Annotated in this window: 16 protein-coding genes; 5 read left to right on the top strand and 11 right to left on the bottom strand. The window is 73.3% G+C overall.

Translation table 11 applies throughout. The annotated features are described in order from the left end of the window. Positions 1 to 21: 21 nt before the first annotated feature. The 5 genes from ACZ6O2_RS13775 to ACZ6O2_RS13795 form a co-directional block, all read right to left on the bottom strand. Entirely contained in the window at positions 22 to 684 is a 663-nt protein-coding gene (locus tag ACZ6O2_RS13775; RefSeq protein WP_466023052.1) for a DUF5701 family protein, read from the bottom strand. A gap of 86 nt (positions 685 to 770) precedes the next feature. Next, entirely contained in the window at positions 771 to 1,532 is a 762-nt protein-coding gene (locus ACZ6O2_RS13780) for a LytR/AlgR family response regulator transcription factor (protein WP_350702732.1), read from the bottom strand. 126 nt (positions 1,533 to 1,658) lie between these two features. Further along, positions 1,659 to 2,885: a sensor histidine kinase gene (locus tag ACZ6O2_RS13785; RefSeq protein WP_350702613.1), complete on the bottom strand. Its 1,227-nt coding sequence runs from the start codon at positions 2,883 to 2,885 to the stop codon at positions 1,659 to 1,661. A gap of 39 nt (positions 2,886 to 2,924) precedes the next feature. Beyond that, entirely contained in the window at positions 2,925 to 4,496 is a 1,572-nt protein-coding gene (locus tag ACZ6O2_RS13790) for a sugar transferase (protein WP_350702733.1), read from the bottom strand. 265 nt (positions 4,497 to 4,761) lie between these two features. Beyond that, positions 4,762 to 5,622 (bottom strand): Fpg/Nei family DNA glycosylase, encoded by an 861-nt coding sequence (locus ACZ6O2_RS13795; RefSeq protein WP_466023053.1) that lies wholly within the window; start codon positions 5,620 to 5,622, stop codon positions 4,762 to 4,764. A 24-nt stretch (positions 5,623 to 5,646) separates the two neighbouring features. Here ACZ6O2_RS13795 and ACZ6O2_RS13800 point away from each other — a divergent pair, with 24 nt between their 5' ends. Beyond that, entirely contained in the window at positions 5,647 to 6,933 is a 1,287-nt protein-coding gene (locus tag ACZ6O2_RS13800) for a glycosyltransferase (RefSeq protein WP_350702617.1), read from the top strand. Positions 6,934 to 7,247: 314 nt separating this feature from the next. Here ACZ6O2_RS13800 and ACZ6O2_RS13805 read toward each other — a convergent pair whose 3' ends face one another. From ACZ6O2_RS13805 to ACZ6O2_RS13825, 5 genes are all read right to left on the bottom strand, one after another. Further along, a complete protein-coding gene (locus tag ACZ6O2_RS13805) occupies positions 7,248 to 7,970 on the bottom strand; it encodes a CDP-alcohol phosphatidyltransferase family protein (protein WP_466023054.1) in 723 nt (240 codons plus the stop codon). After that, positions 7,945 to 9,012, bottom strand: a complete 1,068-nt coding sequence (locus tag ACZ6O2_RS13810) for an iron-containing alcohol dehydrogenase family protein (protein ID WP_350702621.1) — start codon at positions 9,010 to 9,012, stop codon at positions 7,945 to 7,947. The genes ACZ6O2_RS13805 and ACZ6O2_RS13810 overlap by 26 nt, the downstream gene beginning before the upstream one ends. Next, entirely contained in the window at positions 9,000 to 9,731 is a 732-nt protein-coding gene (locus tag ACZ6O2_RS13815; RefSeq protein WP_357450650.1) for a phosphocholine cytidylyltransferase family protein, read from the bottom strand. The genes ACZ6O2_RS13810 and ACZ6O2_RS13815 overlap by 13 nt, the downstream gene beginning before the upstream one ends. Before the next feature lie 79 nt (positions 9,732 to 9,810). Then, positions 9,811 to 10,581 carry a hypothetical protein gene (locus ACZ6O2_RS13820; protein WP_466023055.1) on the bottom strand — a complete coding sequence of 257 codons (771 nt, stop codon included), beginning with the start codon at positions 10,579 to 10,581 and terminating at the stop codon, positions 9,811 to 9,813. Beyond that, entirely contained in the window at positions 10,578 to 11,027 is a 450-nt protein-coding gene (locus tag ACZ6O2_RS13825; protein ID WP_350682518.1) for an NUDIX domain-containing protein, read from the bottom strand. Before ACZ6O2_RS13825 ends, ACZ6O2_RS13820 begins: the two co-directional genes overlap by 4 nt. Positions 11,028 to 11,142: 115 nt before the next feature. Here ACZ6O2_RS13825 and ACZ6O2_RS13830 point away from each other — a divergent pair, with 115 nt between their 5' ends. The 4 genes from ACZ6O2_RS13830 to corA all read left to right on the top strand — a co-directional run bounded on the left by ACZ6O2_RS13830 (position 11,143) and on the right by corA (position 14,471). Continuing rightward, positions 11,143 to 11,535: a CBS domain-containing protein gene (locus ACZ6O2_RS13830; RefSeq protein ID WP_466023056.1), complete on the top strand. Its 393-nt coding sequence runs from the start codon at positions 11,143 to 11,145 to the stop codon at positions 11,533 to 11,535. A gap of 103 nt (positions 11,536 to 11,638) precedes the next feature. After that, positions 11,639 to 11,767, top strand: coding sequence for a hypothetical protein (locus ACZ6O2_RS13835; RefSeq protein WP_466023057.1), 129 nt, complete (start codon positions 11,639 to 11,641; stop codon positions 11,765 to 11,767). A 106-nt stretch (positions 11,768 to 11,873) separates the two neighbouring features. Next, entirely contained in the window at positions 11,874 to 12,968 is a 1,095-nt protein-coding gene (locus ACZ6O2_RS13840) for an aminotransferase-like domain-containing protein (RefSeq protein WP_466023058.1), read from the top strand. A gap of 354 nt (positions 12,969 to 13,322) precedes the next feature. Beyond that, entirely contained in the window at positions 13,323 to 14,471 is a 1,149-nt protein-coding gene (gene corA / locus ACZ6O2_RS13845; RefSeq protein WP_350702737.1) for a magnesium/cobalt transporter CorA, read from the top strand. A gap of 75 nt (positions 14,472 to 14,546) precedes the next feature. On the opposite strand, the gene ACZ6O2_RS13850 is transcribed toward corA, so the two are convergent. Beyond that, complete coding sequence (locus tag ACZ6O2_RS13850) at positions 14,547 to 15,347, bottom strand: hypothetical protein (RefSeq protein ID WP_466023059.1); 801 nt, start codon at positions 15,345 to 15,347, stop codon at positions 14,547 to 14,549. Positions 15,348 to 15,428: the final 81 nt, after the last annotated feature.

The following is a 15,428-nucleotide window of genomic DNA, read 5'->3' on the forward strand; positions in this document are numbered from 1 at the left end:
CACCCGGCCGTCCCGCGACCGTCAGCCCAGCCCGACGCGCTCCGGGCGGGCGGTGGCGGAGCCGAGCCAGGTGTGCGGGTTGCCGTACCAGCACCAGCCGAGCTTCGGCGCGCCCTGGCTGATCCAGATCGCCGGCACCCGCCTGTCGCCGCAGCGGGAGCCGACCAGCGAGAAGCACTTGTTCTTGGCCAGCGCCTCCGGGTGCAGCGTGACGAAGGCGAGCCCCTCGTCGATGGAGAGCGGCAGCCGGCCCTGGCCGGTGATCACCTCCATCGCGGCGGCGGGGGCCAGGTTCAGCGTCTCCTCGCCCCGGTCGACGTCGAAGAGCAGGTACGCCGGTCCGTCCGGCACCTCCAGCTCCTTGATCGGGTCGAACTTCGGCAGGTCGCCGTCGGCGTAGTGCCGGTCGACGACGCCCGGCTTCCGCTTGCCGGCCAGCGTGGTCAGCGCGACGCGCGCCTCCACCGGCACCAGGTCGCGGGTGATCACCAGCAGGAACGGCACGCGCCCCTCGGTCGGCGCGGGCAGGCCCGCCGCCCCGGCGACGGCCGCCGCCCGCAGCGGGGCGACGAGGGCACGGAAGGCGTCCTCGGTCAGTTCGGCCAGGGCCGGGTAGCCCAGCTCCACCAGCCGGTCGAGCTGGCGGTCGAATTCGGTCGCGGCGTCGAACAAGGCGGCCTCCATTTTCGTACGGAGTACCGTACAGCGTACGACAGAGGATCCTTATTCCCGCTCGGCAGCAACTTTCCGACCCGGCCGGCCGGCCGCGTTCAGCGGTTCCAGTCCTGCTTCGCCGCGCGGACCAGCTTGTCCTTCAGCTCGCGGGTGTGCCGTCGGCTCACCGGCAGCTCGGCCGAGTCGACCACCACGACATAGCCGGAGTTGGCCAGCCGCAGCTCGGCGATCAGCTTGAGCTGCACCAGGTACGACCGGTGGATCCGGACGAACCCGGCATCCGCCCAGCGCTCGGCCAGGGTCGCCAGCGACACCCGGACCAGGTGCGAGCCCTCGGCCGTGTGCAGCCGCGCGTAGTCGCCCTGCGCCTCCACCCAGCGCACCGCCGAGCGGGGCAGCATCCGGGTGGTGCCGGCCAGCTCGATCGGGATGGTCGGATCCTCCTCCGCCCGCGCGAGGGCCGCCGGGTGCGACGGCACCACCCGCGCGCCGATCACCCGGCGCAGCGACTCGGCGAGGCGCTCGGCGCGTACCGGCTTGCGGACGTAGTCGGTGGCACCCAGGTCGAACGCGTCCACCGCCCCGTCGTCGTACGCGGTGACGAAGACGATCGCCGGTGGGCGGGCGAACCGGCGCAGCACCCGGGCCAGCTCCATACCGTCCAGCCCGGGCATCCGGATGTCGAGGAAGACCACGTCCACGTCAACGTCGCGGAGCACCCGCAGCGCCTCGGTGGCGTCCCCCGCCGTGTGCAGCCGGGCCACCCGGGGGTCGGCCCGCAGGTGGTACGCCAGCTCGTCCAGCGCCGGCGGCTCGTCGTCGACCGCCAGCACCCGGAGGAAACCGGACGGGTTCACCCCGCCACTCACGGCGCCACCTCGGTTCGTGACTGCGGGGCTCGCAAACCCGGCTCACTCCTCGCGCTCACGGCGCCACCTCGGTTCGTGGCTGCGGGGCTCGCAAACCCGGCTCACTCCTCGCGCTCACGAGCCCGCCCGTACGCCGGGGTGGAACTTCGGCACCCGCATGCTCACCTTCGTCCCCGAACCGAGGCCCGTCTCGACGACGAGGCCGAAGCCGTCCCCGAAGACCGAGCGGAGCCGCTCGTCGACGTTGGAGAGGCCGACGTGCTGGCCCGGGTCGTCGCCCGGGTCCCCGGTGGCGCCGGCCAGCTCGGCGATGCCGGCGGTCAGCGCGGTCGGATCCATCCCCACTCCGTCGTCCTCCACCGTTATGTGACACTCCGTGCCCGCGTCCCGGGCCTCGATGCTCACCATGCCCGTGCCCGGCTTGCGGGACAACCCGTGCCGGACGGCGTTCTCGACCAGCGGTTGCAGGCAGAGGAACGGCAGGGTCACGGGCAGCACCTCGGGGGCGATCTGGAGGCGCACCTGGAGCCGGTCGCCGAACCGGGCCCGCTCGATGGTCAGGTAGCGGTCGATCGACCGCAGCTCCTCGGCCAGCGTGGTGAACTCGCCGTGCGCCCGGAACGAGTACCGGGTGAACTCGGCGAACTCCAGGATCAGCTCCCGGGCCCGGTCGGGGTCGGTGCGCACGAACGAGCCGATCGCGGTCAGCGCGTTGTAGATGAAGTGCGGGCTGATCTGGGCGCGCAGGGCGCGCACCTCGGCGCGGGCCAGCCGCTCCCGGGAGGAGTCCAGCTCGGCCAGGGCGAGCTGGTTGCCGGCCCAGTGCGCCGTCTCCAGGGTGGCCTGCACCAGGCCGGGCTCCGGCTGGCCGTCGGCGACCGCGACCAGCGCGCCGACCGTACGCCCGTCGGCGCCGGTCAGCGGGGCGACCACCGCGCCGCGCACCGGGCAGTCCACCCGGTCGCAATGCAGCTCCGAGTCGCCGAGCACGGTCGAGCGGCCCGTCGCCACGGCCCGCCGGGCCGCCGCGACCAGTTGGTCGTCGTGGTGCCCGCCCCGCCCGTCCAGGGCGAGCAGCGTGTCCCGGTCCGTCAGCGCCAGCCCGGCCGCCCCCACCAGGGCCCGCAGGTGGCGTACGGCCTTCGCCGCGTTGGCCGCCCCCAGGCCGGCGCGCAGCGGCTCGGCGGCCAGCCCTGCGGTGTGCAACACCTCGTAGGTGGCCCGCTGGGTGGCCGTGGCGATGCCCCGCCGCCCGCGCAGCCGGACCACCGCGAACAGGGCCGCGGCCAGCGCGGTGACCAGCGAGACGACGCCGAAGACGGCCGAGAGGTTGCCACCCACGCAGCGATCCTGGCCCCTGGCGGCCCGCTCGCCAAGGGGTCAGTACGCGCCCTTGCGGGCGAGCACCACCCCGACCGTGCGCCACAGGATGCTCAGGTCGTACGCCAGCGACCAGTTGTCGACGTAGTAGAGGTCGAGCCGGACCGCCTCGTCCCAGGACAGGTCGGAGCGGCCGGAGACCTGCCACAGCCCGGTCATGCCCGGCCGGACCAGCAGGCGCCGACGCACGTCGCCGAGGAAGTCGCCGTCGTCGGCGGGCAGCGGGCGCGGCCCGACCAGCGACATCTCGCCCTTGAGCACGTTGATCAGCTGGGGCAGCTCGTCCAGCGACGAGGCCCGCAGGAAGCGGCCCACCGGGAAGACCCGCGGGTCCTGCTTCATCTTGAACAGCATGCCGTCGGTCTCGTTCTGGTCGACCAGGCTGGCCAGCCGGTCCTCCGCGTCCACGTACATGGTGCGGAACTTCCAGACCCGGAAGGTGCGGCCCTCGTGGCCGACCCGGGGCTGGCGGAAGAACACCGGGCCGGGGTCGGAGAGGCGGATCGCGATCCCGATGGCCAGGAAGACCGGGACCAGCAGCAGCAGGCCCAGCCCGGCGGCCACCCGGTCCATCAGGTTCTTGGCGAGCAGCGCCGGCCCCGACAGGGTGGGCTCCTCGACGTGCAGCAGCGGCAGGCCCTCGATCGGCCGGATGTGCACCCGGGGGCCGGCGATGTCGGTGAGCTGCGGGGCGACGACCAGGTCGACGCCGGAGCCCTCCAGTTGCCAGGCCAGCCGGCGCAGCTCGCCCGGTTCGGCGCTGGCCGAGCCGCAGACCGCGATCGTGTCGCCGCCCACCTCGCGGACGAGGGCAAGGACGTCCCGGCCCGCGTACACCGGGACCGGGGTCTCGATGCCCTTGGCGGCCGCGTAGCCGTCGGTGACATGGATGGCGACCGGCACCAGCCCGGCGGCCGGGTTGCGGGTGACCGCGGTGTAGACCTCCAGGCACTCCGGCAGGGTGCCGACCAGCACCATCCGGTGGCCGGCCTGGCCGATGTTGCGCCGGACCACGTGCAGCACGAAGCGGCAGAGCATCCGGTTCAGCAGGATCAGCAGCAGCGCGGCGAGCAGGGCGGTGCCGACCGTGTAACGGGACAGGTCGGTCTTGGTGGCGAAGGCGAGGAAGGACACCGTCGCCGTGACGGCCACGCCGGCCCGGATGACCCGCTTGTACTCGTCCGGCCCGAGGCCCAGGTAGCGCCGGTCGTAGGCCCGGTTGGCCCAGAGGCTGACCACCCAGCCGAGCGGCAGCAGCACGAACGCCACCGTGTGGAACCACGTCGGATCCTGCTCGGCGTTGTAGAAGCCCGCCCGCGACTGGTCGAACGTCTCGATGGCGATCAGGCTGGCGACCGCGGCGGCCGCGAAGTCGAGCAGCAGCAGGAGGGTGATGTAGGGGCGGTGCCAGCGCGACACCCGGCGGCGGGCCCGGGCCCACGCCGACCGGGGCACGCCGTTGGGGGACGGCGACGCCGGCGGCTGGATCTCGAAGCTGTCGACGTGCCGCACGAGTTTGCTCCGGCCTGTGTTGGTTACCGGGCGCTGGAGGCTTGTCGTCACCTCACCCATGTCCTCCCGCATGACACGTGCCGCTCACTCGCCGTGAGGGCCCGGGTCGCCCACCGTCCCAGTCTCCCACGCGGTGCCGACCCGTACGCCGACCCGAGGGACATTGCGCCGGTGTGGTGCCGCCTGGCGTCTGGCCGGCTCCGCGCCATTTCAGAAGCCGGGGACCGAGCCACTATACCGATGGATTGCGGCCCCGGTAGAGCTCCGACTCCGACCTTCGGAGCGAGAGGGTCGATTCCTCTCCGTAGTGGGCAAGTGTCGTCACTCACCGTACGAGCCGGGACAACCGACGGTCAGCGAGGGGCTTGCCGCCGGTCTGACAGGTGGCGCAGTACTGGAGGCTGGAGTCGGCGAACGAGACCTCGCGGACGGTGTCGCCGCAGACCGGACAGGGCTGCCCGGTCCGGGCGTGCACCTTCAGTCCCGAGCGCTTCTCGCCCTTCAGCTCGGCCGCCTTCTGCCCGACCGACCGGCGCACCGCGTCGCCGAGCACCTCCCGGGTGGCCGCGTGCAGGGCCGCGAGCTGGTCGTCGGTCAGCCGGTTGGTCAGCGCGAACGGCGACAGCTTCGCCGCGTGCAGGATCTCGTCGGAGTACGCGTTGCCGACGCCGGCCAGCACCGTCTGGTCGGTGAGCACCCCCTTGACCTGGCCCTTGCGGCTGCGCATCCGCTCGGCGAAGGTGGCCGGGTCGGCGGTGAGGGCGTCGGGGCCGAGCCGGGCCACCCCGGGCACCGTCGCCGGGTCCGTGACCAGGTAGACGGCGAGGCTCTTCTGGGTGCCGGCCTCGGTCAGGTCGAAGCCGGAGCCGTCGTCGAGGCGTACCCGCAGGGCGACCGGGCCCTTGCCGGGGCGCAGCGGGGCGGCGGACGGGAACGCCTCCCGGTAGTGCAGCCAGCCCGCCCGCGCCAGGTGCACCACCACGTGCAGGTCGCCGTCGAGCACCACGTCGAGGAACTTGCCGTGCCGGCGGGCGTCCACCACGGCCCGCCCGGCCGCAGCGGTCGGTGCCGGGTCGTACGTCTTCAGGGCGCTGATCGCGGCGACCTCGACCCGGTCGACGCGCCGCCCCACCGCGCGCTCGCGCAGGTAACCCGCGAGCGCCTCAACCTCCGGTAGTTCGGGCACCAGCCAACGGTAGCCTTCTTTCCCGTGAGAATCGTGGTGGCGCACAACCGGTACCGGGAAGCCCAGCCGTCCGGTGAGAACACGATCGTCGACGTGGAGATCGCCCAGCTGACGGCGGCCGGCGTCGAGGTGCTGCCGTTCATCCGCAGCTCGGACGAGATCCCGACGATGCCGAAGTCGGCCAAGGCGCTGCTGCCGATCTCCCCCATCTGGGCGCCCCGCGCGCAGGAGGACCTGAGCCGGCTGATCACCGAGCACCGGCCGGACGTGCTGCACCTGCACAACCCGTACCCCCTGATCTCGCCCTGGGTGGTGCGGACCGCGCACCGGCACGGCGTGCCGGTGGTGCAGACGGTGCACAACTACCGGCAGGTCTGCTCCTCCGGGCTCTACTTCCGGGACGGGATGATCTGCCAGGACTGCCGGGGCCGGGCGCTGGGCGTGCCGGCGATCGTGCACCGCTGCTACCGGGGCTCGCGGGCGCAGAGCGCGCTGATGGCGACCACGCTGGCCGTGCATCGCGGCACGTGGCGCTCGGTGGACCGGTTCATCGCGCTCACCTCGGCGGTCGCCGACCACCTGAGCGACTACGGCATCCCGGCCGGGCGGATCGTGGTCAAGCCGAACGCGATCCCCGACCCGGGCCGCCCCGCCCCGCTGGGCGAGGGGTTCCTCTTCCTCGGCCGGCTCTCCCCGGAGAAGGGGCTGGACCTGCTGCTGGACGCCTGGCGACGACACCCGGACGGGGCCCTCGGCCCGCTGCGCATCGCGGGCGACGGCGAGCTGCGCCCGCTGGTGGAGGCGGCGGCCGCGGACCGGGCGGACGTGACCTTCCTCGGGCCGCTGGACCGGGCGGGGGTGCGCGCCGCGCTGGAGGCGAGCGCGGTGGTGCTGGCCACCTCGACCTGGCACGACGTGCTGCCCACCGTGATCATCGAGGCGCTCGCCGCCGGCCGCCCGGTGCTCGGCACCGCGCTCGGCGGCATCCCCTACCTGGTCGGCGCGGACGCGCCCCGCGAGCCGGCCGGCACCGGACCGGCCGCCGTCGCCTCCGCCGTCGCCGGGGACGGGCCGACGCCCGGGCCCGCGTCCCTGCCGGCGGGTGTGCGGCGGGGCGAGGCCGGCTGGGTGGCGCCTCCCGAGCCGGCGGCGTTGGCCGCCGCCCTGCCGGTGGCCGCCGCCGGGGCCGCGGGGCTGGCGCCGGCCGCCCGGCTGCGCTACGAGCGCACCTTCCATCCCGACGTGGTCACCAAGCAACTCCTCGACATCTACGCCGGTGTCCTGCGCACCGGCACGCCGGCCGGTCGCTGAGCCGGCCGGCCCTCGGTCGGCTTCCGAGGCTGCCGGCCCTCAATCGGCCGCAGAACCGCCGTCGCTCCGGTGGGACGCGGACCGTGCCGACGAGCCATTCGACCGTCGCTCCGCGTGACTGTCCGTCAGGGAGCGGCTTGCTTCACTGAGCGTGATTGCATTCGCTCTCGCGCGATGTCCAAAATATCGCCTTAAGTGCCACGATAACGGAGGGTAACTGCCCCGCCGGTGTTCGGTGTCGGATGCCCGGTGCCGGGTGCCAGGCCGGGTGGTGGTGGCAGCCGGGCGGACCGGGGAGTGGTCGGATGTTCCCCTCAGCGCAGCGAGGCGCGGGCGGAGAAGGCGATGCTGGCGAGCAGGAAGCCGCCGTTGACGATCGTGAAGGCGACCATCACCCAGAGGGCGAGGGCGGGGGCGAACATCAGCACCAGGCCGGCGGCGAAGATCACCGCGCCGTAGTCGCGGACCAGCTTCACCAGGCGTACGGGCAGCGAGGTCGAGGTGACCATGCTGGCCGCGTTCGGGCCGGCCTGCATCACCGAGGTGACCAGGTTGACCATCCAGGTACCGGCGAAGATCGCGACGAGCCAGCTCGGCGTGGACGGCTCCTGCGCCACCGCCGTCGCCGCCAGCGCGGCGACGAGGGCGATCTGGGCGGCCACGTCGCAGAGCACGTCGACCCGGGCGCCGGCCGCGCTGCCCTGCCCGGTCACCCGGGCGAGCTGACCGTCGGCACAGTCCAGGGCGTACGCGACCTGCCAGCCGACCAGGGCGAGCAGCCCGACCGCCCAGGCCGGCACGTCGCCCGCGGCGACCCGGCCGGCGAGCGCGACCACGGTGACCGAGGTGGCCAGGCCGAGCACCAGGTTGGTGATGGTCAGCGCGGTCGGGCGCAGCCCGAGGCGTTGGGCGACGAGCGCGAAGACCGCGCCCAGCCACTGGCTGACCGATTCGCTGAACAGGCCGCCACCCCGGTTCACCCGGTGGAAGTCGGTGACGGTGGGGCGGGGCTCAGCCAAGGTGGTCGCGGATTGCACCGGCGTAGTCTGCCAGCCGCTCCCGGATCTCGGTAGGCGACATCGCCAGGTGTTCGAGGATGGTGTAGCGGTCCGGCCGGGTACGCGGCGCGAAGTCGACCGCCTCGACGAACTGCTCGTCGGTGAGCCCGAGGCCCGCCGGGCCCGTCGGCAGCCCGTGCCGGTGCAGGCAGCGGGCCAACTGCCCGAACCGCTCCAGGTCGCCCCGGAGGAACGTGCAGAACAGCGCGCCGACCCCGGCCTGCTCGCCGTGCGAGCCGGTGCCGGGGAAGAGCCGGTCGATCGCGTGCGAGATCTCGTGGTCGCCGCCGCTCGCGGGCCGGCTGGAACCGCAGATCGACATCGAGATGCCGCCCAGGATCAGCGCCTCGGCCAGCGTGGTGAGGAAGCCGTCGTCGGTGATCTTCCCGGGGTGGTTGATCAGCGCCTCGGCGCCCGTCCGGGCCAGGGTCACCGCCAGGCCGTCGATCGGCTCGCCGCGCACCTGGTGGGCGAGTTCCCAGTCGGCGCAGGCGCTCAGGTTGCTCACCGCGTCGCCGATGCCCGCCTGGGTCTGCCGGTCCGGCCCGTGCTCCACGAAGTCCAGGTCGACCATGACCGCGATCGGGATGTGCACGCCGTAGGAGCCCTTGCCGCCCTCGTGGGTCAGGGAGGCCACCGGCGAGGCGATCCCGTCGTTGGCCAGGCTGGTCGCCACGGTCACCATCGGGATGCCGTACCGGCTGGCGGCGTACTTCGCGGTGTCGATGGTCTTGCCGCCGCCGATGCCGACCACCGCGTCGTAGTTGCGGCGGCGGAGCTGGTCGCCCAGCTCGTTGGCGGAGTCGAGGCTGCCCCCGGCCACCGTGAACACGTCGGCCGAGCCCAGGGTGGGCCGGCACAGCTCGACGATCCGCTCGCCCTGCCCCGGCCCGACCACCACCGCCACGTCCCCGCCGGCGGAGATCCGCCGGTCGGCCAGGAGCGGCCCCAGGTCGGCCACCGCCCCCCGCCGCACCTCGATCGCGAGCGGGGTGTTGACGGTACGGGCTAGTAGCGGCACGCGATCTCCCGCGCGCGGGCCAGGTCGGCGTGGTTGTCGACCTCGACCCAGGAGACGTCCCCGATCGGCGCCGCCCGCACCTCACCGCCCCGGTCGGCGAACTCCTGGTAGCCGTCCTCGTAGTAGAGGTTCGGGTCGCGCCGCCAGGTCGCCTCCAACGCGTCGGCGAGGGCGTCGGCCACCTGCGGCTCGATCAGCGTCGCGCCGATGTACTCCCCGTACGCCTCGCCCGGGTCCATGATCTTGGTGATCCGGGTGAGCTGGCCGGCCGCGTCGAAGGTGGTCTTCATCTCCTCCTCGGCCAGCGCCTTGATCGTGTCGACGGCGAGCAGGATGCCCGGGCCGCGCTCGGCCAGCAGGGTCTTCTCCACGCTCACCGGGTGCACGGTGTCGCCGTTGACCAGCAGCACGCCCCGGGCGAAGTGCTCCCGGGCCAGCCAGAGCGAGTACGCGTTGTTCCACTCCTCGGCCTTGTCGTTGTGCACCAGGGTCAGCGTGACGCCGTACCGCTTCTCCAGGTCGGCCTGCCGCTCGCGCACCGCGTCGGCCGCGTAGCCGACCACGATCACGATCTCGGTGAGCCCCACCTCGGCCAGGTTCCGCAGCGCGATGTCCAGGATGGTGGTGTCACCGTCCACCGGCACCAGCGCCTTCGGCAGGGTGTCGGTGTACGGGCGCAGCCGGCGCCCCGCCCCGGCCGCGAGCACCATCCCGATCATTGAGGCGTCCTCCCTCGTACGACTCCCGGTCACCGCTGGAGGATAGCGCCGCGTGACTGCGCCGCTGTGGCCAACCGGGTCAGCCGGGCAGCGCCGCCAGGTCCGCCAGCATCGCCAGCCGCTCCTCGGCGGTCAGCACGGCGTACGGGCCGGCGGCCCGCCGGTCGGTCTCCAGCTCGATGGCGAGCTGCTCCGGCCCGGGCGGCAGGGCGGCGACGCTCGCCGCGGTGTGCCCGGCGGCGGTCCAGGCGGCGGCGTGCGCGTCGGCCCGGTGGTAACGCAGCGTGCCCAGCCGGTTGAGCAGCAGCACGCCGGGCGGGGTGCCGTCCGGCTCGTACGGCGGCGCCATCGCGGCGAACGCGGCCCCGTCGTCGGCGTCCTCGTCCTCGGCGAGCACCAGCGCGTACGCGAGCACCCGGCCGAGCGCCTCCACCAGCCGGAGCACACGGTCGTCGTGCCCGGCCCAGAGTTCCTCGGTCACCTCGGCGTGCACCTGCCAGATCTCGGCGAGGAAGGCCAGCCCGCGTTCGGTGGCGGAGAGCCCGCCGTCGGGGCTGCGGTGGATCATCCCGTACGCCACCTGCTTGTCCAGGGCCCGCCGGCAGTCGGCCGGATCCCGGTAGCGGGTGACCGCCGCGAACCCGGCCTCGTCGACCGTCCCGCCGGGCGCCGCGAGGCGGGTGCGGAACTCCAGCAGGAAGCCGGTGGCCGCCGGCCCGCCGTACCGCTGGCTCAGCTCCGCGCCGCCACCGCCGCGGCCGGCCAGCATGCCGGCGACGAAGGCCCGGTCCACCGCCGGGGCGACCAGGCCGGCGAACCGGTGCGGCGCCAGCTCGACGGTGTCGTTCACAGACCGATCGAACGCAGGGCGGCGAAGGCTTCCTCCGCGATCCGCCGGATCAGGCCGTCGTTGACGTCGCGGTGCTCGTCGAGCAGGTCGACCTCGTCGGCGGCGAGCCACCGGAACTCGGTGTGCTTGCCCGCCTCCAGCGTCGGCCGGGCGAGGTCGCCGTCGACCCGGACCAGCCAGTCGCTCTCGATCCGCTCCAGGCCGTCGTCGGCGACGTAGCGGTACTCCCCGACGTGGCCGAGCACGTGCGACACCGTCCAGCCGGTCTCCTCGGTCACCTCCCGGCGCAGCGCGTCGTCCACGTCCTCGCCCGGTTCCAGGTGGCCGCCGACGATGTCCCAGCAGTTGGGAAAGATGCGACGGTCGGGAGACCGTCGCTGGACGAAGAGGCGGCCCTCGTCGTCGACGATCAGCGCGCCGGCGCAGCGCAGAGGCTCGGTGGACACGCCACGACAGTAGCGAGCGGTCGGGCGTCGCGGCGATGCCCGGTCTTGTCCCGGAAACATCCGGAGCGGACCATGTCCCCTACCGGATGCCACCGTCCCACAGGGGTGATGCGTGATGCAGGTACGGGAAGCGATGTCCAGCGAGGTCCTCGTGGTCGGCCCGGAGCACACGCTCCGTCAGGCGGCCCGGATGATGTCGGCCCGCGGCGTCGGGTCGGCGGTCGTGATCGATCCCGACTCCGAGGGAATCGGCATCATGACCGAACGCGACGTGCTCAAGGCCATCGGCGCCGGCCTGGACTGCGACGTCGAGCGGACAGGCGCCCACCTCACCTGGGACGTGGTCTACGCCGGGCCGGAGTGGACGGTGGAGGAGGCCGCCGCCGCGATGGCCCGGGGCGGCTTCCGGCACCTGGTGGTGCTCGACGGGCGCGAGGTGGCCGGCGTGATCTCCGTACGCGACATCATGCGGGTCTGGGCGGCCAGCCGGATGGTCGACGCGAGCTGAGCGGCCGAGCCGGCACGGGTGTGGCCCGGCCGATCGACGGGTAGGGATTCCCTGCGGGCGCGGGCGGGCCGCGACCCCGCGGGGAGGTCCTCATGCGCGGCGCGTGCGGCGCGGGAGGGTCTCGGCCTGGCGGTCCTACTTCGACCGGGGCCAGCTCATCGCGGCGCTCGGGCTGCACGTGGACGGGCTTTCCCGCGAGGCGCAGCACGACCCGCTCGGCCTTCCGGTCTGATCTGCCACCGACCGGTTGACGCGGGTCACCCGTCCCGGTGGCTCAGGATGCGGACATCGCCGTGCCGTCGGCGCGCACCCCACCGCCTTCCGTACGCTGAACAGCCATGACCGCCGAGCAGCTGATCTCCTTCGCCCGTGGCGCTCCCTCGCTGGACATCGTCGATGTCGAGGGGCTCAAGGCCGCCGCCGTCCGCGCGTTCGACGCCGACCCCGCCGGGGTGACGGCGTACGGCACCTCCGCCGGCTACCTCCCGCTACGGAAGTGGATCGCCGAGAAGCACGGGGTCTCGGCCGACCAGGTGCTCATCACCAACGGGTCGTTGCAGGCCGACGCGTTCCTCTTCGACCACCTGGTCCGCCCCGGCGACGCGGTGGTGGTGGAGCGCCCGACGTACGACCGGACCCTGCTCAACCTCCAGCGGATGGGTGGCGACCTGCACGGCATCTCCGTCCAGCCGGACGGCCTCGACACCGCCGAGCTGCGCAAGCTGCTGGAGTCCGGGGTGCGCCCCCGGCTCGCGCACGTCATCCCGAACTACCAGAACCCGGCCGGCGTGACGCTGAGCCTGGAGAAGCGCCGTGAGCTGCTCGACCTCGCCGCCGAGTACGAGTTCACGATCTTCGAGGACGATCCGTACGCCGACATCCGGTTCCGGGGCGAGGCGCTGCCGTCGATGCTCTCGCTCGACACCCGCAACGTCGTGGTGCACGCCTCCAGCTTCACCAAGACGGTCTGCCCGGGGGTACGGGTCGGCTACCTGGTCGGCCCGGCGGACCTGATCGCCGACATCGCGAAGAAGGCGACGAGCCTCTACATCTCGCCCGGCATGGTCTCCGAGGCGATCGTGCACCAGTTCTGCGTCTCCGGCGACATCGAGCGCTCGATCGAGACGGTGTGCGCCGCACTCGGCGAGCGGGCCCGGGTGCTGGCCGAGTCGCTGCGCCGGCACATCCCCGAGGCCCGGTTCGTGGAGCCGGACGGCGGCTACTTCCTCTGGGTCGAGCTGCCCGAGGACGTCGAGGTCGACAGGCTCGCCCCGGCCGCCGCCGAGCGCGGCGTCGCCGTGGTCAAGGGCAGCGACTTCGTGGTCGACGGCGGGCGGCACGCCCTGCGGCTGGCGTACTCGGCGGTGACCGCCGACCGGATCGACGAGGGCGTCCGGCGGCTGGCGGAGGCCATGGCGGCCGTACGGGGCTGATTTTCTGTCGGATTTCTGACAGTGCAGCGATACCGGCCGTCCCGGGACTCCCGCCGGGGCGGCCGGTGGCCCACAATGCTGCGAGCGTCACTCACCACGTAGCGCAACTCACCGTCCGGCGCCGGCCCACGCCGCGCCCGACGACGAGCCCGACCCGGCCCCCGCCGGGCGGCACGCGGAGCGACGCGAGCAGCACAACCCCCGCCCCCAAGGGTGCCGGGTGGGCCGTGTCGTCCCCTCACCCCCCTGATGCGGCCCGGCCCGCCCGGCGCCACCACGGTCGATCGTCACCGCCCGTGACCGTCGACGGCGGCGTACCCTGCTAGCCGCGGCAGCGCGTGGGGAGGGGGCGTGATGACGGACCGGGGGCAGCGGGGACGGACGGCCTCGCCGAACGGCGGGCGGGTGCTCAGGCCCCGGGACTGGGCGGCGCCCGTGCGGGCGATGACCCGCCGACTCAACCCCGACGGCCTCCAGGCTCCCTCGACGCCGGCCGGCCCGCAGCGCAGCGCGGTGGTCGACTGCGCCCTCTACGTCGACGGCCGGCGGCAGCCCGGCGACTGGCGGTACGCCGACGCGCTCGCCGCGGCCCGCCGCGAGGAGAACGGCTTCGTCTGGCTCGGCCTGCACGAACCGGAGCTGGCCGAGATGACCGCCATCGCCGCCACCTACGGCCTGCACGAGCTGGCTGTCGAGGACGCGGTCAAGGCGCAGCAGCGCCCCAAGCTGGAGCAGTTCGGCGAGGTCAGCTTCCTGGTGCTGCGGACCGCGCGCTACTGCGAGCACGCCGAGCTGACCGAGAACTCCGAGGTCGTCGAGACCGGCCAGGTGATGCTCTTCATCGGGCCGAACTTCCTGATCAGCGTCCGGCACGGGGACGCCTGCCGGCTGGCCCCCGTCCGGGCCGACCTGGAGACGAAGCAGGACCTGCTGCTCCACGGGCCCTGGTCGGTGGCGTACGCGGTGACCGACCGGGTGGTGGACATCTACCTGGAGGTCGCCGACCGGCTGGAGGACGACCTCGACACGCTGGAGGCCGAGGTGTTCGACCGCCAGTCGAGCGGCCGGATCCAGCGGATCTACCAGATGAAGCGGGAACTGGTGGAGTTCAAGCGGGCGGTGGCGCCGCTGCAACGCCCGCTGATGACGCTCACCGCGCAGCTGAACCGGGACGTGCCCGACGAGATCCGCCGCTACTTCCGCGACGTGCAGGACCACCTCAGCCGCACCGTCGAGCAGGTCAACTCCTACGACGACCTGCTCAACTCCATCCTCCAGGCCCGGCTGGCCCAGGTCACGGTCGACCAGAACAACGACATGCGCAAGATCGCCGCGTGGGCGGCCATCGCCGCCGTCTGGACCGCCATCGCCGGCATCTACGGCATGAACTTCGACGTCATGCCGGAGCTGCGGATGACGTACGGCTATCCGGTCGTGCTGGCCCTCATGCTCGCGATCTCGCTGGCCCTCTACCGCTGGTTCCGCCGCAACGGCTGGCTCTGACCGGGGGCGGGACGCGGAAGCGCCGGCGGCGCGGGGTGACCCGCTCTGCCGGCGCTTTCCGGGAACTTCGGGGCGTCAGCGGCGCCCGTTGGTCTTGGCGCCCTTGCCAAGCGCCTCGGTCAGGTTGTCCGCCGGGCGGCCCGACACGTCCTTGGCGCCCTCGGCCACCGACGGGACCTTGTCCGTCGGGTGGATCGTCGGCTGCTTGGCGGTGGAGGCGCTGTCGCCGCCGGCCACCGCCGAGCCTCCGGCGCCGGTCGGGCCGCCGGCCACGCTCGATCCCGACATCGTCGAGGCACCGGTCACCGGGGTCCGGACCTCCATCGTCTCCACCTCGTCGCGCATCGGTTCCAGCGTGCGGGTCGGGTCGTACTCGGCCCACTCCCGCTGCTCGCGGCGGCGACGCATCGCCATCGCGGCGACGCCGGCCACCGCGCCGGCCGCGAGGAGACCGGTCAACATGGACCCGCCGCGCCGCGTGTTCTTCTTCCGGGAAGCCTTCATGTTCTTCGCCTTGACCTTCCTGGTGACCGCGGCCTGCTTGGCTGCGGCGGCCTTCCTGCCGGTGACCGCCTTGCCCGCCGCCTCGGCCTGGGCCTTGCGGACGGCCAGGGCCAGCGGTGCGAGCGCGGCGACCGTGGACGCGAGACCGCTGGACGCGCGGTCGCGCACGATGACGGCGGTCGGCGCGACGGCGCTCCGGGCCGCCTGGACCCGCGGGCCGACGGTGGCGCCGGTGCCCTTCGCGGCGTACGTCGCGGCCTGCCTCAGGTGACCGAGGCCCTGGTTCAGCTCCGCCTTGGCCAGCTGCCCCTGAGTCTTACGCCGCCCGATTCCAAACACGGTCCCACCTCCTGGGAGTTGTTCCTTCGTCATCCTCCACCTTCGGATGCCTCCGCACTGCCAGATCGGGCACATGGGAGGATCCGCATGGAACTGACCAACGAGTGAGGAGTA

The sequence above is a fragment of the Micromonospora sp. NPDC048040 genome (assembly GCF_055587185.1).

Excerpts from the sequence above, each read along its gene's own strand:
- ACZ6O2_RS13775 (WP_466023052.1), bottom strand. The coding sequence starts at position 684 with ATGGAGGCCGCCTTGTTCGACGCCGCGACCGAATTCGACCGCCAGCTC.
- ACZ6O2_RS13790 (WP_350702733.1), bottom strand. The coding sequence starts at position 4,496 with ATGGGTGAGGTGACGACAAGCCTCCAGCGCCCGGTAACCAACACAGGC.
- ACZ6O2_RS13815 (WP_357450650.1), bottom strand. The coding sequence starts at position 9,731 with ATGATCGGGATGGTGCTCGCGGCCGGGGCGGGGCGCCGGCTGCGCCCG.
- ACZ6O2_RS13830 (WP_466023056.1), top strand. The coding sequence starts at position 11,143 with ATGCAGGTACGGGAAGCGATGTCCAGCGAGGTCCTCGTGGTCGGCCCG.
- ACZ6O2_RS13840 (WP_466023058.1), top strand. The coding sequence starts at position 11,874 with ATGACCGCCGAGCAGCTGATCTCCTTCGCCCGTGGCGCTCCCTCGCTG.
- corA (WP_350702737.1), top strand. The coding sequence starts at position 13,323 with ATGACGGACCGGGGGCAGCGGGGACGGACGGCCTCGCCGAACGGCGGG.
- ACZ6O2_RS13850 (WP_466023059.1), bottom strand. The coding sequence starts at position 15,347 with ATGACGAAGGAACAACTCCCAGGAGGTGGGACCGTGTTTGGAATCGGG.